Raw genomic sequence first — 21,496 nt, 5'->3', positions numbered from 1 at the left:
CCTGTCTATAACCATGTGGACAAGCGTGTGGAAAACTAGGTGGATAAGTGTGTGGACAATCTAAATAGCCCTGAACAAAGCGATTTAAGCTGGTTAACGACTTGGAGTACCTTTCTAAATCAAGCCCCGTTTACTGCACAGACACAAGCTCCAGAGGCAGCTTATTTTTTGCAGCAGCTAATTGAAGCGAGCTTGCAGGGTGACAGTTGTATTGAGATTAGCCCAGAGCAAATAGAAACACTTGGCCAACTGGTGATATCTGCTGAACAAGCAAAGTCTCAAGTTGCCCCTTGTGTCCACGACGGGCAGGGGTTGGCATTATACCGATATTGGAACCTAGAGCAACGTCTAGCTGAGCAAATTCGCCGATTAAAGCAACAACCAATTCAACCTGTTTCATGTGAAGAGCATTTAGACTTATTAACTGATCCTCATCAGCGAGCTGCTTTGCAAATGGTGACTCGGCAGAGCTTAAGTATTATTACAGGTGGGCCGGGTACAGGTAAGACCTATACGCTTGCTCGTATTATTGCTGTGCTTAGTCAGGCAATTCCACATATTCGTGTAGCGATGGCTGCTCCGACGGGTAAAGCTGCACAGCGTATGCAAGAAGCCTTACAAAACTCGTTTAATGATCCCAAACTGCTTGAGTCGGGGCTAATGAGTGATGAGCTAAGAAACCAAAGTACCCAAACTATCCATCGATTATTAGGTATGGGGCATAGTCAAACTCCACGGTTTAATCAAAAACAGCCTTTGCCTTATGACGTTATTGTGGTGGATGAAGCCTCTATGCTGGACTTAAATCTGGCAACGTTATTATTTGAAGCGGTTCCTGAGTCTTGTCGAATTATTTTATTAGGCGATGCCAACCAGCTTGCTTCTGTAGACGTCGGAGCGGTACTTGCAGATTTACAGCAAATCGAGGCTTTGTCTGAAAACCGTGTTCACCTTCAAACCAGCCGTCGTTTTGCGGAAGGGGCGTTGATTGGTCAGGTTGCCCGATTTATTCAAATGCAAACCAGTCAAATTGACCATGAGCAAGTTTTACAACAATTTGAAATCGATATTGTTCAAGTTTCAGAGTTACGTTCAATACCTTTAGAAGCTGATATGCCCGATGTGGTTCAGCTTGAATATTTACCCGAAGAGTCCCCTATAGCGCTAGAAACTTACTACCAAAAATTGATGGTGGGTTTTCAAGGCTATGTGCAAAGCTTAAAAGCTTATATACAAGATGATCGTTCACTTGAACATATTGAAAATATCGTTAAGTCATTCGATGACTACCGTATTTTAACTGCCGTACGTCATGGACCATTTGGTTTGCAGCAACTTAATCAATATGCTGAACGCTGGTTACAACAACAGCTAGGTATTGTGACTTTAGGAGGATGGTATGTTGGCCGTCCGGTTATGATGACCTATAACGATTACCAGCTCGGTATTTCAAATGGTGACATTGGTTTATGTTTTGAACATAGAACCCAGCCGCAACAGTTTGAAGTGTATTTCCCAAGTTTAAATAAGTGGGTTGCTGCAAATCGGCTACCTAAAAGTATTCAAAGTGCATTTGCCTTAACAATTCACAAATCACAAGGTTCTGAATTTACCCATACAGCTGTTGTTCTTGATCAGGCTGCCAAGAATTTGTTAAGCCAAGAGTTGATCTACACTGCGATTACACGAGCCAAAAAAGTAGTGAGTTTATTGGTCGATCCAGAGGCGTTACTTCAATCTTTTACAGTTCGCACGACAAGAAAAAGCGGTTTAGTTGAAAAAGTTAATCGGTTAGTTCGTTAAGCCAAACTTAATATTTTTACCCTTGTAAGAAAAAGCTTACATGGATTCGAGATATTTGCTGCTAGAGAACCCACCCTGTTTTTGAGATTATAAACGCACAACGAGCTTGGCAAGGAATGTCGGGCAAAATCGCACAATAATAATAACTTAAGTCGAGAGACTGCGAACTTACAATGATGTAGGTGAATAAAGAGGAAACTTACAGCCGCTAAGCCTTGTAGTTTTGGGAGAGACTACAGGGCTTTTTTATATTTAAGTCTTAACCCCACCAAAATATCTGCATAAATCTTTAGATGGCTTACCCTATTTCTTGCTTATATTATCAATTATTTAACTCAATAATTTTTAATATATTTATTTGTAATATGATTCTTAAATAAGCATTTTTTGCGTGAATTGTTAAGTTAAATGTTATACAGAACCGTATGTTATTTAGCATTTACAGATAAACGATAAATATTAGACAGACCTGTACGTTTTCGCTTACATGATGATAAGAAAAATACTACTTTTCTTCATAATTGGATATGACAAAATACATCCCATAAGGAAATAGAACTAAAACAACGGAAGTGAGTAAAACGAGAAGAAGGATGTGGAAAGCATCTCACACATAACAATAAGAACAGCGATAAACACGATAAACAACAACTACAGCGCCAAAAACCCAAGCAGAAATGCTTGGGTTTTTTATTTTGTCGCTAGGTTGATTTTAGCTATACCAGATCGGTTTCATGTGAATCACTACCAAATAGTGAACGGCGTTGATCTCTAGGAATTCGTGGACATTGAGTCGAAATTTGATAAAGCAGATTAGCTAGGGCAGGAAGGTGGGTGCCGACCACAGATTTGCCAGTGGTTAACAAAGAAACGCTGATATCACGTTCTGGGTCGGCCCAACACAAAATATTGGAAAAACCGAGGTGACCAAAAGCTTGTCCAGTCATTGGACCAAATAAGCCTACCGGATTATTGCCTAGCATTGGTCCTAAGGCATAGCGCATCGGTATTAATAAAGTTCGGTCAATGTTAACTCCTGTGGTAGGGAGTGTTGCTCTAAAAATTGTTTTCTCGCTTAAAATTTGTTTGCCTTGGTAGCTTCCCCCACTTAAAAGCATTTCAAAGAAGCGTCCAGCTTGTTCTGCACTGGTATAAATATTACCGGCGGGACAGATGGTATTCATAAAACGGCTATCATTAGTGACATCTACAGCGAGTTGTAAGCCTCCACCTAGTACATGATTGAGATAATGATCCGTTCCTAAACGCGGATGCAAACCTGTTGCACAATTAAGAGCAACTTCAGCACGATATTCTGGTTTTAAGCCATAGTTAAAATAGGGCATGTCCATCGGTTTCTCGATAGTCTCATGCACAAATTGGCGAAGGTCTTGCCCTGTAACCCGTTCAATAATTTCTCCTAAGATATAACCTGCCGTTACTGCATGATAGGCAAGGTGATTTCCCGCTGGAGAAACAGGTCTTGCTGCGTATAAGCGCCTTAAAATTTCATCTTTATCAAAAAGCAGTTCAGGTGTGACATCTCCATCAACATAAGGAATACCTCCACGATGAGATAACAAATGAAAGATCGTCGCACGGCGCTTCCCATTTACACCATATTCTGGAATGTAATAACTGACAGGATCGAGTAGGTTGATTTCACCTTTTTCATCTAAAAGATGAATTAACATGGCAGTAATCATTTTGGATGCTGAAAATAGACAAACGGGAGTATCTGGCGTTGCGACGAGAGCATTCTTTTGCAGACCAGCTGGAGAGTTTCCTTGAGCATAGCCAATGCTTCGATTTAATAAAATTTTCCCCTGTCGACGTAAGCAAAAAGTAATGAGCGGATAGTTTCCGGTTTTATAGAGTGACTCAATACTTTTCCAGATTTTTTGAACTTGCTGTTCACTCATTCCACCTAGTTCGGCAGGTACTTCATCTTTATGATGAATGACCGATTCAAGGTCATTCGGTACCGGACAGGTATTGGTCGAAAATATTTTCACACGTCCCTCGCATTTCTTTCTTTTTATTCAAGGCCAAGTGTGCAGGGTTAAGGGGCTGATGTCAGTGTCTAAAATGACAGGTAACAGAAAACTATTTTGCAATCCATATATAGATACCTTAAAATAGGCAACTTGCTGTAGTGATGCACGGCAGTCAGTTGCGCTCAACTGATTCATATCATTTTATTTTTTAAGCATCTCGGAGAAATCGAATGGCTTTAACTAATGCAGACCGCGCAGAGATCATTGCTAAATTTGCTCGCGCTGAAAACGACACTGGTTCACCAGAAGTACAAGTAGCTTTATTGACTGCTCAAATCAATGATTTACAAGGTCACTTCAAAGCTCACAAACACGACCACCACAGCCGTCGCGGTTTGATCCGTATGGTTAACCAACGTCGTAAATTGCTTGACTACTTAAATGGTAAAGACCACGAGCGTTACACTGCTTTGATCGGTGCTTTAGGTCTACGTCGTTAATTCGATTTTGCTTTGTTTTCGGTTTATCGCATGTTGCTATGCTTTGTTTCTGAAAAGAAAGTTTCGTCTAATAAACCATTAGGCGATTTATAGAAGGGGCGCTTGTGCGCTCCTTCTTTGCGTTTAATATTATTTAAAATTTTTGGTCTAGTGTGATGGCTTCTAAGCTTTGTCATTTACCTACCGATAGTTGTAGCCTGAATGCCAAACCTTAGGGGTCTCACTAGAATAAAATTAGGAAAATACAATACATGTCAATGTTTAACATCGTTCGTAAAGAATTCCAATTCGGTCAGCATCAAGTCGTTTTAGAAACGGGTCGCGTTGCACGTCAAGCAAATACAGTTTTAATCACAATGGGTGGTGTAACTGTATTGGTAGCAGTAGTTGCTGCTCCAACAGCAAAAGCTGGTCAGGATTTCTTCCCTTTAACAGTTAACTATCAAGAAAAACAATATGCAGCAGGTCGTATCCCTGGTGGATATGGTAAGCGTGAAGGTCGTGCTTCAGAAGCTGAAACTTTAATTTCACGTCTTATTGACCGTCCAATTCGTCCATTGTTCCCAGAAGGTTACTACAACGAAATTCAGATAACTGCAACTGTGGTTTCTTCTGACAAAACGATGGAAGCTGATATTGCAGCAATGTTAGGTACTTCTGCTGCGTTGGCAATTGCAGGTACTCCATTCCGTGGTCCAATCGGTGCAGCACGTGTTGGTTTGATCAACGGCGAATATGTTTTAAACCCGAATTTTGAGCAAATGGCTCAGTCTGACCTTGACCTTGTGGTTGCTGGTACAGAGTCTGCTGTATTAATGGTTGAATCTGAAGCGAAAGAACTTTCAGAAGACCAAATGTTAGGTGCGGTTCTTTTTGGTCACGACGAAATGCAAATTGCAATTCAAGCGATCAATGAATTTGCAGCTGCTGCTGGTGCGAAACCATCTGACTGGGTTGCTCCTGCACACAACGAAGAATTACGTGCAAAATTAAAAGAAGCATTTGAAGCAAAAATTTCAGAAGCTTATACCATTGCAGTAAAACAAGATCGTTATGCAGCATTAGATGCACTTCATGCTGAAGCTGTTGCTCAATTCGTTCCTGAAGAAGATGTAGACGGTATTGCTGACGAAGTAGACTACTTATTTGAAGATCTTAAATACCGTACCGTACGTGACAACATTTTATCTGGTAAACCACGTATTGATGGCCGTGATACCAAAACTGTTCGTGCGTTAGATGTACAAGTGGGCGTACTTGAGCGTGCACACGGTTCTGCATTATTTACACGTGGTGAAACTCAGGCGTTAGTAACAACGACTTTGGGTAATACTCGTGATGCATTAATGGTTGATACCCTTGCTGGTACTAAAACTGACAACTTCATGTTGCACTACAACTTCCCTGCTTACTCAGTAGGTGAAACAGGCCGTGAATCTGGCCCTAAGCGTCGTGAAATTGGTCATGGTCGTTTAGCGCGTCGTGGTGTTCAAGCAGTTCTTCCTGCAGCTGACCGCTTCCCGTACGTTATTCGTATTGTATCTGACATTACTGAATCTAACGGTTCATCTTCAATGGCTTCTGTATGTGGTGCGTCATTATCACTTATGGATGCAGGTGTTCCGCTTAAAGCACCAGTTGCTGGTATCGCAATGGGCTTAGTGAAAGAAGGCGAGCGTTTCGCAGTACTTTCTGACATTTTAGGTGACGAAGACCACCTTGGTGACATGGACTTTAAAGTAGCAGGTTCTGCAAACGGTATTACTGCACTTCAAATGGACATCAAGATTGAAGGTATTACTGAAGAAATTATGGAAGTTGCATTAAACCAAGCATTTGCTGGTCGTATGCATATCCTTAATGAAATGAACAAAGTAATTTCACGTGCTCGTCCTGAAATTTCAATGCATGCTCCAACATTCGAAGTGATAACAATTAATCCGGATAAAATCCGTGATGTTATTGGTAAAGGTGGTGCAACAATCCGTCAAATCACTGAAGAAACTAAAGCTGCTATTGATATTGAAGATAACGGTACAGTTCGCGTATTTGGTGAAACTAAAGCTGCTGCTAAAGCTGCAATTGCGAAAATTCAAGCAATTACTGCTGAAGTTGAACCAGGTAAGATCTACGACGGTAAAGTAATTCGTATTGTAGAATTCGGTGCGTTTGTAAACATCATGCCGGGTACTGATGGTCTTCTTCATATTTCGCAAATCTCTAATGAGCGTATTGCGAACGTAACTGATGTTCTTAAAGAAGGTCAGGAAGTAAAAGTACAGGTTCAAGACGTTGATAACCGTGGTCGTATCAAATTGACTATGAAAGATATTGAGCAAGCATAATTGCTTAACACACTAAAAAAGTCCGCTTGATGCGGGCTTTTTTTATGGCATGATGCAAGTAATACACCAATAGATCGACATGGTATGCAGGTTTATTATTTTTATCGTCATCAAAGCGACGGCTATGTTTTTTTAAGCCGTGAAAAGCACACTGAACATATTCTGGAGTTTTTCTGGATTGATAGTGTGAGATCGGATGTTGTGAGCCAGAATGAAGAATGGCAACAAAAAATTCAGCAACTTGCAGATATATCCATTAATGAGTTTCATATGCGAGATATTGCGAATATTGAACATCCTTGTGCATTTGATACGCTTGAAGAATACGACCTGCTTATTTTTAGAAAACTCGTAACGCCGGATGATGAAATTAAAAATGGCGAATCACATGAGAGTGTATTTGGTTTAGCCACCACACCAATCAGTTTTATTTTTACGCCTAAAGTACTCATTAGCGTACGTGAGCAGGGCAACAAGTCGATTGAAAATTATATTCAGCGCCTTGAAAATATTTTATGTAAAACTCTCGAAGAGCAAAATAAAACCCGTAAGCTGCCTAATTCACCTGTAGATCTGTGTTTACGTCTGCTCAATAGTATGGTGGATGGTTACCTTGATATTCGTTCACCTTTGACCAGAAGGGTCGAGCATTGGCAACAACAGCTATTACAAGGGAATCGGCGGTTTAAACAGTGGCATCAACTGTTTCATGAAAATATGGCCTTTCAGCAGGTCGAAAATTTATGTGAAGAACAAATTGAAACCTTACAAGAGTTTCGTGATGAAATTGTAGAAAACTATCATCATGTTATTGGAGAGAAGACGCATAGTTCTCAAGACCTTTTATTGGTGCGTTTAAACGATTTAATGAGTCATGTTGAACGTATTCAAAAACATACCTTGCGTTTACGTAGTGCGATTCAATCGGCAATAGATTTGCATTTCTCGGCAATTGCTAACCAGACCAATGAGAACATGCGTATTCTTGCCATTATTACTGCTGTGTTTGCGCCGCTTACGCTTTTAACGGGTATTTATGGAATGAATTTTGAGTTTATTCCAGGGCTTAAATCACCAGTAGGTTTTTGGATTATGCTTGGTGTCATGCTGCTCAGTACCATTTTATTGCTCTACTATTTTTATCGGCAGCATTTGGTGGGGCGTGGTGAAAAAAGTGTGATTGATTTACTGGCGCAGCAGCACCGACAAGATCGTATGAATTTGTTCTGGTTTTTGGAATATGAACCGATTAAGCAGACTTTGAAGGAAGTGGAGAAGATTACTCGGTTGAAGTAAATTTTTATTTCTGCACGACGGGGTCTTGCTGACTTGTTATTTAATATAGTCATGAACCTTCGGTTCGACCTACTTTTGTTTCGGCAAAAGTAGGCAAAACCATTACCATCTGCAAAACCTGTTCAATACCTATTTTTAAATAACAGTATTACAAAACCATTATCTGATTGATACCACGCAGGTTGCAGATGGCTTTCCCGACTATCAGATTTCAACTAGGGTTTTATGCTGTATTAATGCTATTCCTCAATGAAAATGCTTCAACTGTTTTCTAAGTTGTTGCACTTCATCGATCAAATCTAACATCACCGCAACAGCTGCAAGGCTTGCGTCAAAGTCACGTTGCAAACGATACGCTTTACGAGCGCGAATAACATCTTCACCCATGAATTGATGTTTTTCAGGTGGTGTATCAATCGCTAAAATATCGTACTCAATGAGCTGGAGAATCCAGTCTGGGCTTTGACCACAGGCTTGAGCAAACTGTTGCAAGTCAAATGTACATTGTTCATCAACGACTTCAGCACTAAAGGTGTGGCCGTCACATACAATTTCTCGATAATGGATGGTTGTCATGATCTTGCTCCCTAATGAGATGAACGTGGTTCGAATGAAGCAAAGGCTTCTGCCAATTGCTGATAGGCTTCTTTTTCTTTTTCAGAATGCGCCGGTGGGAATACAATATTTAAAATTAAATAAAGATGGCCTGGCGTTTTATTTGGTATCCCTTTGTCTTTTAAACGTAGCTGTTGTCCTTGTTTTGCATTTTTAGGTAAATTGACGTGTAAAGGTCCTGCAGGTGTTTTTACTTCAATGCCTTGCCCTAATGCGGCTTCCCATGGCGCTACATCTACAGTCAAATATACATCACTGCCTTCGACATGCACACGATCTGTATCTTTATATTGAATCTCGATATAAAGATCGCCGTTGGCACCACCATTAATACCACTTTGTCCTTGTCCACTTAGGCGAATTTGCTGTCCTTCTTTCATGCCTTTAGGTATTTTTACCTGTAAGGTTTTTCGTTGTACCTCTGGTTCACCATAGGCATTAATGGTTGGAATTTGCAGTGTGATATGTTGTGTTGATCCATGGTAAGCAATATCAAGATCGACCTCTATGCTGGCATGCTGGTCTTCACCTCGATAACTACGTTGTTGTCTTTGATATTGCTGTTGTCCACCGCCAAAGCCTGCACCAAAGCGTCCAAATAAGTCTTCAAAGCCACTAAAGTCTGCTTGCTCGCCGCCTGTAAAACCTTGACGATAAAATCTGGCACCATCGAAACCACCTTGAGCTGCCCCTTGACCAAAACCATTAAAACCTTGTGGGTGGTCTAATATTTGGTCGTATTCAGCTTTTTTCTCTGGGTTGCTTAAGGTGTCGTAGGCAACATTAATTGCCTGCATCTTTTCTTCTGCATCTTTTTCTTTGCTGATGTCGGGATGATATTTACGAGCTAATTTCCGATACGCTTTTTTAATTTCATCAGCTGAGGCTTCTCGTTTAACCCCTAATTCTTCATAGTAATTTTTGGCCATAATGTTTTATCACGATGGTGTTGTTTATTTCATTATGAAACGATTTTTAAAGCTTTCAATGAGCTAGATTGTATAAGAGTTGTTCTCGTGCGAAATAAGGCGAGCAAAATAAAAGAGACATCGAACTGTGGGAGTTATGCCTCTCATTGTTTAAATGAATGTCTGATATAAACCGTAAACGGCAATAACTAACAGTAATAGACCGCATAAACCGAGTATTTTCGGGTATAAATGGCTGTTCGAGAGGCGGCGGAAAAATATATAGACTAAAGATAGCGTTAAAAAGTCTAAAACTATCCATGTCAGCGTAAGAATAGTTAGACTTAAATCTAGATGAGGTGAAATAGAAACAAACTGCGGAAAGAAAGCTGAAAAGAAAATAATATCTTTAGGGTTTGAAATACCCACTAAAAAGCCTTTTTTAAAACCGCCATTTTGAGCAGAAACGGTTTGAATTGCTTCAGGATGAGGAGCTTGAATGACTTCTTTGAGAATACTAAAACCCAAATAACCAATATATAGGCAGCCTAAAACACGAATAATATTTAAATAATTTTCATTAATACTCAATACGCCTTTAAGTACGAGTACTGAAATAAAAATTAAAACGAGAGAGGCAAGGTTTGTACCAAAAATGGTTTCCAGTGCTTTTTTATAACCACCTTTAAGTCCGGCACTAGCCACTAAAATCATGACAGGACCAGGGGTCGCAATCATAATAATGACACTAAAAATAAAGAGAAGATAATCAAAATAATTCATGAGATATAAGCATCTTATTTATTGGGTTATCAAGTAAGCTCATATTAACTGATTTAAAATAACATGCTGAAAATTATCATCAAAAAAATTATAGATAAATAAAAAGGCGGATTGCCCGCCTTTTTATGAAGTAGGTGATTAACTCAAATGTTCACCAAACAGACCCAGTGCTTCTTCAGCAGTGAACTCATAACGGGTGTTACAGAACTGGCAATCCATTTGAATCGGGTTTTGTGCTTCCAATGTTTCATGAACAGCATCAACACCAATTTGAATGAGGGCTTTGGCACAGCGTTCTTTAGAACAAGTACAACCAAATTTTAAGTGTTCAACTTCTGGTAAACGTACTTCTTCTTCGTTATAAAGACGATACAAAATCTCATTTGCTGAAAGCTCTGTCAGTTCTTCTGATTTAAGCGTTTCAGTTAGCATGGTTAAACGTGGCCATAAATCTTCATCAACCAGTTTTTGCTCTTCCTCATCATGACGAGGTAATAACTGAATGAGCAAACCACCTGAGCGCTGTGCGGTGCTTGCCAGTACAATTCGGGTTGGAATTTGTGCAGACAAGTCATAGTACTGCATTAAACAGCCTGCTAAATTTGCTTGATCAAGAGGTACAATCCCTTGATAACGCTCACCATGCTCAGGTTCGATGTTAATAAATAAAACAGGGTTAACCAAAGCCGCTAAAACAGTGCTGCTATCTGTTGCTTCACCAAAACGTGGATCTGTTTCGTAGTCTGCTAAAGCACGAACTTCGCCTAAATGGTTACATTCTGCCATAGCCCATTTGAAAGAGCCGTTAGCCTGGATTTGCAAGCTGATACGACCTTTGATTTTTAAAGTACTCGCAAGTAATGCTGTAGCGCTCAACATCTCGCCTAATAGAATTTGAACCGCAGGCATGTAGTCGCGTTGAGCTAAAATAGTTTTTAATGCTTCTTCTAGATGAACCACTTCACCGCGAACAGGAAAGTCCTCTATATAAAAGCGTTGGCGTAAATCAGACATAATATTCTCCAGGGCCCTAAGCAGATTATAACAATTTCGGTTTAATCAGGCTTAGGGAATGCAGCGAAGCTGCAAGCAGGACAACGGCAACTCTTGTACCGATTGTCGCAATCATTTAGGCAATGTGAATAAGTCCTTAATATAGCCATTTTGCGAAATCTCAAGTTATTCTTCGTGATCTCGTGTAATGTCGATACGATTTGGTTGTAAATGACGCTTTAAGTTAACGTCGTGCTTCGATGTGGCTTGTTGTGCATCGCTTTCAAATAGGTGTTCAAGTTCTGCCAGAGCATTACGATGGGTTTCAAAAACCTTTTGTTCATCGGTATAAATGCTTTGCTGCTGTATGAGTAATTTCTCATCATAATCCCGAAAGATTTCGATATTGTTATAAGCTTGTTCATCGGAAATACCGAGTTCGCGTAAAGCACGATAAGCCATACCTAATGATGATAAATAGGTTTCACGCCAAATATGTTCAACACCTAAGTCTCTTAATAGGTGCACATGGTGGCGGTCACGGGCACGAGCCAGTAATTTTAGGTTTGGATAGTTCAATCTAAGATGACGTGCGACATTCATAGAATCTTCGACATCATCAATTGCTAAAATAAATACTTTCGCTTTTTCAATCCCTGCTGAGCGAAGTAAGTCAGGCTGAGTGACATCACCATAATAGAGCTTGCCACCGTAACGTCGAACAAAGTCCACTTGATGAAGATTGTTGTCGATGGCAGTAAAGCCTAAATGCTGTAAGCGGGCAATACGCGCAATAATTTGACCAAAGCGCCCAAAACCGGCAATGATAATTGGATTATCTTGCTGAGGAATCTCATCATATTCAGGTGGCAATTCTTTATGAAAAAGGGGAATGATTTTACAGGCCATAATCCAGTAAATTACTGGGGTAAGGACCATTGATAAGGTCACAATCAACGTGACAGGCTCTAATAAGGCATCCGTTAAAATCTTTTCACTTTTTGCTAGGCTCAAAATTACAAAAGCGAATTCACCGCCTTGAGCCAAGCAAGTCCCGAGTAACAAGCTATTGTTCCAACTGTACTTTTTATAGCGGGCAATGGCAGTTAAAACGAGGGTTTTGATGACGAGTAGGCCGATTGCTCCACCAATAATGAGCCACGGCATTTCAATCAGTAACGACAATTGTGTCGTCATGCCTACTGTCATAAAGAATAAGCCAAGTAATAGCCCTTTAAACGGGGCAATACTCGCTTCAAGCTCATGACGGAATTCTGAGTCCGCTAAAAGGACTCCGGTAAGAAAAGCACCTAATGTTGTACTAATGCCTAAAGTGTCCATCAGTAACACAACGGCAAGAATAATAAATAACCCTACAGCCGTAATCAGTTCAGTCGCACCACTCTTGGCGACAAAACGGAAAAATGGGCGCATGACATAACGGCTAAATAGGAACAAGCCGGTAAAAGTCGCGATGATGGCTGCAAAATAAGCAATACCATGATGGGTAGATTCGGTTCCTGCCAGAAGAGGAATTACCGCAAGTAATGGAATTGCTGCAATGTCTTGAAAAAGCAAAATTGAAAACGATTGCTGACCGTAGGTGGTATTGAGCTGTTGTTTCTCAGTCAGAAGCTGTAATACAAAGGCCGTAGAAGACAGCGCAAGCGCAAAACCAATCACAAAGCTGGCAGCGAGGTGTTGTTGAAATAGCAGCAATACGGTGAGCATGAGAATTATGCCCGTAATCACGACTTGTAAACTTCCCATCACAAATATAGAGTCACGCATTTCCCACAAACGTTGCGGGCGGAGCTCTAGACCAATCAGGAACATAAGTAAAATGACCCCAAATTCAGCCAACTCCATAATGGCCTCAGGGTCATGGGCAATATTTAACACACTCGGGCCAAGAAGTATGCCCGTAAATAAATAACCTAAAACTGTTGCAATCCCTAGGCGTTTGCCCAAAGGGACTAAAATCAGAGATGCTCCAAGAAAAATAGTTGCTTGCAGTAGGAATGACATTCATTGCCCCGAATGTATTGATCTTTTTTAAGTGTAAAGGGAAAAAGTGTTCTTCACACCATGATATTCAAATCATCTAACTAAATTCTTGCGGGTCAACATCAATTGAGAGTCTGAGTTGATGCTGTCTTGGCGCATGAACCAATTGAGCCCACCATTGTCTTAAGTAAAAATGCAGACGAGCGCGGTCAGCAGACAAAATCACCATATGTGCGCGGTAACGTCCCGCTTTACGTTCCATTGGTGCTGGAATTGGCCCCCAGATATCAACAATACCACCTGCTATTTGGCGAAGTTGCTCGGCAGCTTCATTTAAAAAATGCAAGGTATAGTCGCGATCTTTCGATTCAGCGCGTATAAGTACGGCATAGCGATAAGGCGGCAGTAATGCAACTTTACGCTCAGCCAATGTTTGTTTCGCGACTGCCCGATAATCTTTTTCAATAAGTGTGGTCAATAAAGGGTGATCTGGCCTTAAAGTCTGTAAATAAACATGCCCCTTATGCTCTCCACGACCTGCACGACCAGCCACTTGTACAATCAACTGAGCAGTACGCTCTGGCGCTCGAATATCGACACTCAATAAACCTGCATCGATGTCTAAAATAGCAACCAAGGTCACATGCGGAAAATGGTGACCTTTTGCCAACATTTGCGTACCGAGCAAAATCGAAGGTTTATTTTGTTGAATGCGATCATAAATTTTTTGCCAGCTACCGACTCGGCTGGTGCTGTCACGATCGACCCGAATCACATCATGATCTGGAAATAATTCTTGTAAATGCTCTTCAACCTTGGCTGTGCCAGCACCTAAAGTTTTGAGACTCTTTTGCTGACACTCAGGGCATTGGTCTGGCAAGCGATGAACTGTGCCGCAGTGGTGACAATGTAAGTAAGAATAAGGCTGGGTGTGCAACGTAAAATGCGCATCACAATGTGGACAATTCGCTTGCCAACCACAACTTTCACAGACCAGAACAGGTGCATAACCACGTCGGTTTAAAAAAATTAAAACTTGTTCTTTTCTTGCCAGGGTATTTTTAATCTGTTCGATTAAAGGCTGACTAATACCATGCTGTTTTTTGACAATTTTAAGATCAATCAAATGCATTTTTGGTAAAAGCGCATGGCCTGCACGTTGGTTCAGCTGAAGCGCAGTTAACTTGCCAGTTTCGACTAAGTGATAACTGTCAATGCTTGGGGTTGCCGAACCTAAAAGAACAGGACAGCCTTGTAAATGTCCTCGATAAAGCGCGACATCACGAGCATGGTAACGGAAACCTTCTTGTTGTTTATAAGACAGGTCGTGTTCTTCATCTAAAATGATCAGGCCCAAACGTGGCAGCGGGGTATAAATGGCTGAACGTGTTCCTAAAATAATAGAGGCCTTTCCAGTCTGTGCTTGTTGCCATGCCTGTAGGCGTTTAGAGTCATTTAACCCCGAATGTAATAAAGCAATGTCGCAGTTAAAACGAGACTTAAAGCGCGAAATAGTTTGAGGGGTTAAACCAATTTCAGGAACTAAGACTAATACTTGCTTACCTTGCTTTAACACCTCATGCATGATGTGCAAATAAACTTCAGTTTTACCACTTCCCGTTAAACCATCTAATAAAAAGGCTTGATATTGATGCTGTGCATTAAGGACGTGCTGGGTGGCCTTCTTTTGGTCTTCATTGAGCGTGAGTGGCATTTGCGCCAATTGCACAGGGGATGGACTAAAGTCATGAGGCTCAAGCGTACAGTCTACGAGACCTTTCTTTTGTAGTGCTTTAAGTGTTGCAGTTTCTACACCACTTAAATTGAGAATATTTTCAGTGGTTCCGGCAGGATGTAATTTTAAAATTTGATAAGCATCTTGCTGTTTGATTGAACGTTTTAGTAAAGCTTCGGCATTGTCACATGGAATGATTTTCCATAGATGAAATAAAACATCCATGGGTTTGCCCTGACGCAATAACGCAGGTAAAGCAGTCTGCATCACCTCACCAATTGGAAATTGGTAATATTGTGCTGACCATGTCAATAAATTTAAAACTTGTTCATCTAAAATAGGCTCATCATCTAAAAGTTCAGAAATGGCCTTAAGCTGAAAGTGACCTGTAAATGATTCTTGTAGGTCAACTTTTTCAGTAATGATACCAATCAGGTTTTGCCGTCCAAATGAAATTGCGACGCGTGAACCTACTTGAGCCCATTCATATTGTGCTTTGGTGAGTGTATAGTCAAAAGTGTCGTACAGATGCACAGGTACGGCAACACGCACACGATAAACAACTGAATCAGGCTTTGGCGTTATGGTCATAGAGGCTCATTTCGTCAATTTTAAAAAACGGCATAGCGTCGTGAAGAGGACTTGGGTATTCTACACAGGCTATAGAATGAATATGAATGATTGCGTAGCATAGATGCAACAGCAGCGACTATTATTTTTGGAAAATTAGAACATTACCATGCCTGCATATCAATTTACTGCTATTGATGCTTCAGGGAAGCAGCAAAAGGGGGTGCTTGAAGGAGACTCGGCACGTCAGATTCGCCAACAATTACGCGATAAAGCATGGACTCCGATTAGCGTTGACCCGGTTGAACAAAAAGATAAGCATCAAAGCCACGGATTATTCCAAAAAAAGTTTAGTGCTTACGATTTGGCGCTCATGACCAGACAGCTTTCGGTTTTGGTTGCTGCTGCAATTCCTTTAGAAGAAGCCCTCCGCGCCGTGAGCAGACAAAGTGAAAAAGCACATGTGCAAAATCTTTTACTCTCAGTTCGTTCAAAGGTATTGGAAGGACATTCACTTGCACAAGGGATGCAACAGTCCGGGCGTTTTCCTGACCTTTATATTGCTACTGTTGCCGCAGGTGAGCGTTCAGGACACTTAGATCTCATTTTAGATCAGCTATCAGACTACACCGAGAACCGTTTTGCCATGCAAAAGAAAGTTCAAGGTGCCATGATTTACCCAATCATTTTAATGCTGATGTCTTTCGGTATTGTGATGGGATTAATGACTTATGTGGTCCCAGAGATTGTAAAAACCTTCGATCAAAGCAAAGATGCCTTACCATGGATTACAGTTGCTTTAATGAAAGCGAGTGATTTTATCCGTCATGCATGGGTATTTATTATTCTTTTTGCAATTGTAGGGGTGGTGGCTTTTGTGCGGTTTTTAAAAACTACTGCGGGACATTATGCTTTTGATCGATTAACACTCAAATTGCCATTATTCGGTAAACTATCCCGTGGTATTAATGCTGCGCGCTTTGCCAGTACTTTATCTATTTTGACTCGTTCAGGCGTGCCATTGGTAGATGCCTTAAAGATTGGTGCTGCTGTGACCAATAACTGGGTCATCCGTGATTCAATTTCCCAAGCGGCTGAGCGTGTTACCGAAGGTGGTAACCTCGGTACGCAACTGGAGCGCAGTGGTTATTTCCCACCAATGATGGTACAAATGATTCGAAGTGGTGAGGCATCAGGTGAGCTTGACCGTATGCTTGAACGTGCGTCGACCATGCAAGACCGCGAGGTGACGACATTTATCTCAACCTTATTGGCATTACTTGAACCGCTTATGCTGGTGTTAATGGCAAGCATCGTACTGGTTATTGTAATTGCGGTTATGCTGCCAATCGTAAATATGAACAATATGATTTAATAACTTTGATATTAGAGATAATGATGAAAGTAAAAAATATTCAAAGCGAAACAGCGATGAAACAACATAATGAATCTGTGGTTTCAAATCAGTTTGAACCAACGTGCCATTCCGAGCATAGCTCTGTATCAGATGTTTGCTCTTCAAGTGCTTTCGGACTTGCGACACGTTCGAGCCGTGCTCGAATGAAACGTGTCTCAGGCTTTACCCTTATTGAAGTTATGGTCGTGATTGTAATCTTAGGCGTGTTGGCTGCTTTAATCGTACCGAACGTCATGGGCCGTAGTGAAAAAGCTAAAATTGATACGACTCAAATTACCTTGAAAGGGGTTGCGGGTGCCTTAGATCAATACAAGCTCGATAATGGGCATTTCCCAACCATGCAAGAAGGTGGTTTAGATGCGCTTATTAATCAACCTGCTACAGCAAAAAACTGGATGCCGGGTGGTTATGTGAAAGGTGGTTATCCTAAAGACAGCTGGAAAAATGATATCCAATATGTCGTACCTGGAAAAGACGGCCATCCTTTTGACCTATATTCATTTGGTGCAGATGGTAAAGAAGGCGGTGAAGGCAACGATGCCGATATTTATTATCAGCCTTAATTAAAATGTAAGAGAGATTATCGATTCGGTTAATAAGATAAAACGATAATCCGAATTGATAATCTTTCTTAATCATAAAAATATAATAATGCATTGAAAATAAAGTAAAAAAGTTAATATCTAGATTTGAGATTTAAAATAAGAATTATTCCCATATTTAATAGTTACAAGAAAGTTAAAATATAAGAGAAAATAAGCTATATATTTAAATAAAAGCTTTGCATAATAAATAAAAAGCACTTTATTCAATGAATGGGAGAGATTAAATGAAAGCATTTCTCGTACTTGATGAGCTGAATCAGTTTCATTGGGCGATGCTTAAATCTGTCCTATTGATTTTAGCATTATTACCCATTGCTGAAGTTTCATTAAAGCTATGGTTGAGTACTGAGGGAAGTAGCCAAATCATGATTGGTTTCTTTGCCTTAAGTATTGTAAGCGCTTGGTTAATGGTGAGCTTCTTTACCGCATTAAAAACGAGTGTATGGCAAACTAAACAGATGGCTTCTAAATACGAACAATTGCTTTTTAAAGCTTATCGTTATGTGCCGATGGTTTTTTTATCGAGTTTAGTTGGTTATTTATCTTTGCAATTATCGATTGCTTTTTAATCTTATTTTAAAACCGAATTTTTAAATAAAACGTAGACTCACATCTACGTTTTATTTTTTAACTGGACTTAAAACAGGGTGTTTCTTCATTTGTACATATTATATGCTTCAAATCAGCAATTTAAGAAGATGAGAAATATGAAATGGAACAAATCGAGTGGAATGACTTTTTAAAAGTAGAACTGCGCGTTGGTAAAATTATTCAAGCTGAGGTTTTTGAAAAGGCGCGTAAACCTGCCTATATTTTGCATGTAGATTTTGGTGAAGAATTGGGTGTACGTAAATCGAGTGCACAGATTACAAAACTTTATCAACCGCAGGATTTGATTGGTAAATTAGTTGTTGCGGTAGTGAATTTCCCTAAGAAACAAATTGGTCCTATCCAATCGGAATGTTTGGTAACAGGGTTTCATAATGCTGATGGGGATGTAGCACTTTGTATCCCAGAGTTTGAAGTGCCTCTGGGTACAAAGTTATTATAATTTAGCGACGTGATTTGTAAGACACGTCTACTTTACGTGGACGATAGATCCAACCTAAAACCAGCAGTAATACTGCAAATCCTAAAATTGGATAATCACCTAGACGGTTATAGAGAGTTTGACCTTGCATGGCTGGTAAATCGCCTCTCAAGACAAACTCTTTATCAATCGGTGCTTGTTCAGTGATATGGCCATTTTGATCAATAAACGCTGTTACACCTGTGTTGGTTGCACGAATAAACCAGCGACCATTTTCTTTCGCACGCATCTGCACCATTTGTAAATGTTGCCATGGGCCAGCTGTTCCAGTAAACCAAGCATCGTTAGATACAGTCACCAAAAAGTCGCTGTCTTCTGCATTACGACGTGTCAGGTTCGGATATGCCACTTCATAACAAATTGCAGCCGCAAGCGCGTGCCCTTTAATTAAAAGTGGTTTCTGATCACTCTCACCACGTGTAAAACCGCTCATGCTAATATCATTTTGCATGGCTGGTAAAACCCAAGAAAGCAAACCTGACAGCGGAATATATTCACCAAAAGGTACGAGACGCTGCTTTTTATAAAGGCCGCTTGAATCGCTGCCAGAAGCCATAATACTGTTGTAATACAGTGGACTTCCGACTTGATGCGATTTCGCTACATCCCAATAAGGTATGCCAGTTACCCAAGCGGTATGGTTCTTTTTAGCTTGTGCATCCATTGCATCCAAAAACGGTTCAATGTCGGTTTGGAAGAGCGGAATTGAAGACTCAGGCCATACAATGAGGTCACGGCCCCATTCAGATTGAGTCAAACCAGCATAAATTTCTAATGTTCTAACTTGATATTCGGTTAGCCATTTTAAATCTTGTGGAATGTTACCTTGAATGAGCGAAACGCTAAGCGGTTTAGCCGCTTTAGGTTGTACAAACTGAATATATGATGCTCCCCAGGCACCCAAAACCAATAGGGTAGAAGGGATAACCCAGAAAATACGCTTACGTAGAACTTCAACTAAAGCACACGCCAATACAATGACTACGAAGGAAATTGCATAAATACCAAATAGCGGCGCATAACCATCGAGTAAACGTTCAGTAAAAGCGTAACCTACAAACAGCCAAGGGAAACCGGTAAATACCCAAGTTTTAGCCCACTCAAAAATAATCCAGAGAGGGGCGAAAGTCAGTGGTGTTTCAGGGAAGAAGCGTCGATAAACCCATGTCTGAAATGCTGTAAATAAGCCCATTACAAGGGCCATAACCGCAATCATACATACGCTTAGAAAAGCATTGGTATCGCCATATACATGGATCGACGTATAGAGCCAGAAAGCCCCTACAAACCATAAACCAAAACCATAACTCCAGCCAATTGCAAATGCTTGTTTGGCTGAGCGGTTATGCAATGTCGCATAGAGTAGGGCAGGAGACAAAATTGCCAGCCACCACCAATAATAAGGTGCCAGTGCAAAACTGAACACGGCACCTGAAAATAAAGCAATGAGCAATGGAAAAATTAAAGGAAGCTGTTTTTGTTGTTGCGAAGAATCTAACAGCTTTTCAAAGTATGCTCTCATTGACGTACAGCTCGAATCAGATGAATAGTGCGGGCATCTGCTTCAACAATCGTAAATAACCAATTTCCAAGCTCAACAGTCTGACCTTGTAAATCACTAACTAGACCAATTTCTTGAAGCAATAAACCGCCGACAGTTTCTACTTCATCGTCAGAAAAATCAGCATCTAAAACAGTGTTGAAATGTTCAATTGGTGTAAGTGCCTGCACCATCCATGCATTCGCTATCGTATGGTCGTTATCTGGAACGATGTACTGTGCATCTTCATCCGCAGTATCATGTTCGTCTTCAATTTCACCAACGATCTCTTCAAGAATATCTTCAAGCGTAACCAGTCCCGCTGTTGATCCATATTCATCAATCACAATCGCGATATGGGTCTGGGTATGCTTAAGCATACGAAGAACTTGATCTGAACGTGCACTTTCAGGCACAAATAATGGCTGACGCATGAGCGAGCCAATATCTAATTTAGTATTTGGTTCAGTCAAAAATGGTAGTAAATCTTTTGCCAGTAAAATACCAACAACATTATCAGGTTGGTCAGCTGAGAAAACTGGAAAACGTGAGTGAGCAGACTCAACCAATACGTGAAGAATATCAAGTAACTGATCATCTTCTTGCATACTGATCATTGCTGTTCGTGGCGTCATGACTTCACGAATTTTTGTAGCAGGAAGGTCAAGAACACCTTCAAGCATGGCAACAGTATCAGGTTCTAAAAAACGACGTGAATTTTGGACTAGTTTTAATAATTCATCTCGGGTTTCTGGCGCTGTACCTAACCACTTTCGTAAGCCTCGCATTCCCCACGACGGACTCGGTTCCTCTTGCATGATCTTTCCTAAAGACTCAATGTATCAAATGAATACACTGATCATACCGAAGAAAAAGCCCTTATGCATCTATAAAACAAAGTAAAAGACAAAACACATATTGTTATGTAAACACCAGTTACAGTTCATAAGACAGTGATGGGTTTATGCTAAAATGTGAAAATTCTATTTGTTCGAGTTTGTTATGTCAGAACAACCTATTTCACCTACTGTACAACTTAATACGCGTGGTTTACGTTGTCCGGAACCTGTCATGATGCTGCATCAGGCGATTCGCAAAGCAAAATCAGGAGATGTTGTTGAAGTGTTGGCGACTGACCCTTCGACTTCTTGGGATATCCCTAAGTTTTGTATGCATTTGGGACATGAACTCCTATTAAAAGAAGAAGTTCTAGATGAGCAGAACCATAAAGAATACCGTTATCTGGTACAAAAAGGATAGAACAACAAAAAAATAGAATAGAGCTTCTACCC

18 protein-coding genes are annotated in these 21,496 nt (G+C 40.5%); 9 read left to right on the top strand and 9 right to left on the bottom strand.

Annotation, left to right across the window (positions count from 1 at the left end; genetic code table 11):
* Positions 1–51 precede the first annotated feature (51 nt).
* Positions 52–1,803 (top strand): exodeoxyribonuclease V subunit alpha, encoded by a 1,752-nt coding sequence (gene recD / locus C1642_RS01080; protein ID WP_103235784.1) that lies wholly within the window; start codon positions 52–54, stop codon positions 1,801–1,803.
* Between the two features lie 716 nt (positions 1,804–2,519).
* On the opposite strand, the gene C1642_RS01075 is transcribed toward recD, so the two are convergent.
* Positions 2,520–3,818: a serine hydrolase domain-containing protein gene (locus tag C1642_RS01075; protein WP_103235783.1), complete on the bottom strand. Its 1,299-nt coding sequence runs from the start codon at positions 3,816–3,818 to the stop codon at positions 2,520–2,522.
* Positions 3,819–4,030: 212 nt separating this feature from the next.
* On the opposite strand from C1642_RS01075, the gene rpsO reads away from it, so the two are divergent.
* From rpsO to C1642_RS01060, 3 genes are all read left to right on the top strand, one after another.
* Complete coding sequence (rpsO, locus tag C1642_RS01070) at positions 4,031–4,300, top strand: 30S ribosomal protein S15 (RefSeq protein ID WP_001229357.1); 270 nt, start codon at positions 4,031–4,033, stop codon at positions 4,298–4,300.
* 257 nt (positions 4,301–4,557) lie between these two features.
* Entirely contained in the window at positions 4,558–6,645 is a 2,088-nt protein-coding gene (gene pnp, locus C1642_RS01065) for a polyribonucleotide nucleotidyltransferase (protein ID WP_171304679.1), read from the top strand.
* An 84-nt stretch (positions 6,646–6,729) separates the two neighbouring features.
* Positions 6,730–7,941, top strand: a complete 1,212-nt coding sequence (locus C1642_RS01060; protein ID WP_103235781.1) for a magnesium transporter CorA family protein — start codon at positions 6,730–6,732, stop codon at positions 7,939–7,941.
* A 246-nt stretch (positions 7,942–8,187) separates the two neighbouring features.
* Here the strand turns inward: C1642_RS01060 and C1642_RS01055 are convergent, their stop codons facing one another.
* From C1642_RS01055 to C1642_RS01030, 6 genes are all read right to left on the bottom strand, one after another.
* Positions 8,188–8,517 carry a chaperone modulator CbpM gene (locus tag C1642_RS01055; protein WP_000207459.1) on the bottom strand — a complete coding sequence of 110 codons (330 nt, stop codon included), beginning with the start codon at positions 8,515–8,517 and terminating at the stop codon, positions 8,188–8,190.
* An 11-nt stretch (positions 8,518–8,528) separates the two neighbouring features.
* The gene (locus C1642_RS01050; protein WP_002058658.1) at positions 8,529–9,485 is read right to left on the bottom strand and encodes a DnaJ C-terminal domain-containing protein; all 957 of its coding nucleotides are present in this window, start codon (positions 9,483–9,485) and stop codon (positions 8,529–8,531) included.
* A gap of 150 nt (positions 9,486–9,635) precedes the next feature.
* The gene (locus tag C1642_RS01045; protein WP_086374520.1) at positions 9,636–10,247 is read right to left on the bottom strand and encodes a LysE family translocator; all 612 of its coding nucleotides are present in this window, start codon (positions 10,245–10,247) and stop codon (positions 9,636–9,638) included.
* Between the two features lie 138 nt (positions 10,248–10,385).
* Positions 10,386–11,261 (bottom strand): Hsp33 family molecular chaperone HslO, encoded by an 876-nt coding sequence (locus C1642_RS01040; protein WP_001281765.1) that lies wholly within the window; start codon positions 11,259–11,261, stop codon positions 10,386–10,388.
* Between the two features lie 165 nt (positions 11,262–11,426).
* Positions 11,427–13,268 carry a monovalent cation:proton antiporter-2 (CPA2) family protein gene (locus tag C1642_RS01035; protein ID WP_000008979.1) on the bottom strand — a complete coding sequence of 614 codons (1,842 nt, stop codon included), beginning with the start codon at positions 13,266–13,268 and terminating at the stop codon, positions 11,427–11,429.
* A gap of 76 nt (positions 13,269–13,344) precedes the next feature.
* Positions 13,345–15,573, bottom strand: coding sequence for a primosomal protein N' (locus tag C1642_RS01030; RefSeq protein WP_103235780.1), 2,229 nt, complete (start codon positions 15,571–15,573; stop codon positions 13,345–13,347).
* A 148-nt stretch (positions 15,574–15,721) separates the two neighbouring features.
* Here C1642_RS01030 and gspF point away from each other — a divergent pair, with 148 nt between their 5' ends.
* From gspF to C1642_RS01010, 4 genes are all read left to right on the top strand, one after another.
* On the top strand, positions 15,722–16,927 hold the full coding sequence (gspF, locus tag C1642_RS01025; protein WP_001112089.1) for a type II secretion system inner membrane protein GspF: 1,206 nt from the start codon (positions 15,722–15,724) through the stop codon (positions 16,925–16,927).
* Positions 16,928–16,950: 23 nt separating this feature from the next.
* A complete protein-coding gene (gene gspG, locus C1642_RS01020; protein WP_171304678.1) occupies positions 16,951–17,532 on the top strand; it encodes a type II secretion system major pseudopilin GspG in 582 nt (193 codons plus the stop codon).
* A gap of 266 nt (positions 17,533–17,798) precedes the next feature.
* Complete coding sequence (locus tag C1642_RS01015; RefSeq protein WP_000643175.1) at positions 17,799–18,143, top strand: hypothetical protein; 345 nt, start codon at positions 17,799–17,801, stop codon at positions 18,141–18,143.
* A 143-nt stretch (positions 18,144–18,286) separates the two neighbouring features.
* Positions 18,287–18,625: a tRNA-binding protein gene (locus tag C1642_RS01010; protein ID WP_000434938.1), complete on the top strand. Its 339-nt coding sequence runs from the start codon at positions 18,287–18,289 to the stop codon at positions 18,623–18,625.
* 1 nt (position 18,626) lies between these two features.
* Here C1642_RS01010 and lnt read toward each other — a convergent pair whose 3' ends face one another.
* Both lnt and C1642_RS01000 read right to left on the bottom strand, forming a co-directional pair.
* Positions 18,627–20,186 carry an apolipoprotein N-acyltransferase gene (gene lnt, locus C1642_RS01005; protein ID WP_001203100.1) on the bottom strand — a complete coding sequence of 520 codons (1,560 nt, stop codon included), beginning with the start codon at positions 20,184–20,186 and terminating at the stop codon, positions 18,627–18,629.
* Positions 20,183–21,022, bottom strand: a complete 840-nt coding sequence (locus C1642_RS01000) for an HlyC/CorC family transporter (RefSeq protein WP_001154809.1) — start codon at positions 21,020–21,022, stop codon at positions 20,183–20,185. Before C1642_RS01000 ends, lnt begins: the two co-directional genes overlap by 4 nt.
* Before the next feature lie 184 nt (positions 21,023–21,206).
* Between C1642_RS01000 and tusA the strand changes: the two genes are divergently transcribed.
* Positions 21,207–21,464: a sulfurtransferase TusA gene (gene tusA, locus C1642_RS00995; protein ID WP_000003406.1), complete on the top strand. Its 258-nt coding sequence runs from the start codon at positions 21,207–21,209 to the stop codon at positions 21,462–21,464.
* The last annotated feature ends 32 nt before the right edge of the window (positions 21,465–21,496 follow it).

It is taken from the genome of Acinetobacter sp. AKBS16 (assembly GCF_002899995.1).
Taxonomy (GTDB): domain Bacteria; phylum Pseudomonadota; class Gammaproteobacteria; order Pseudomonadales; family Moraxellaceae; genus Acinetobacter; species Acinetobacter baumannii.
This window is presented reverse-complemented; position numbering and strand designations above follow the sequence as displayed.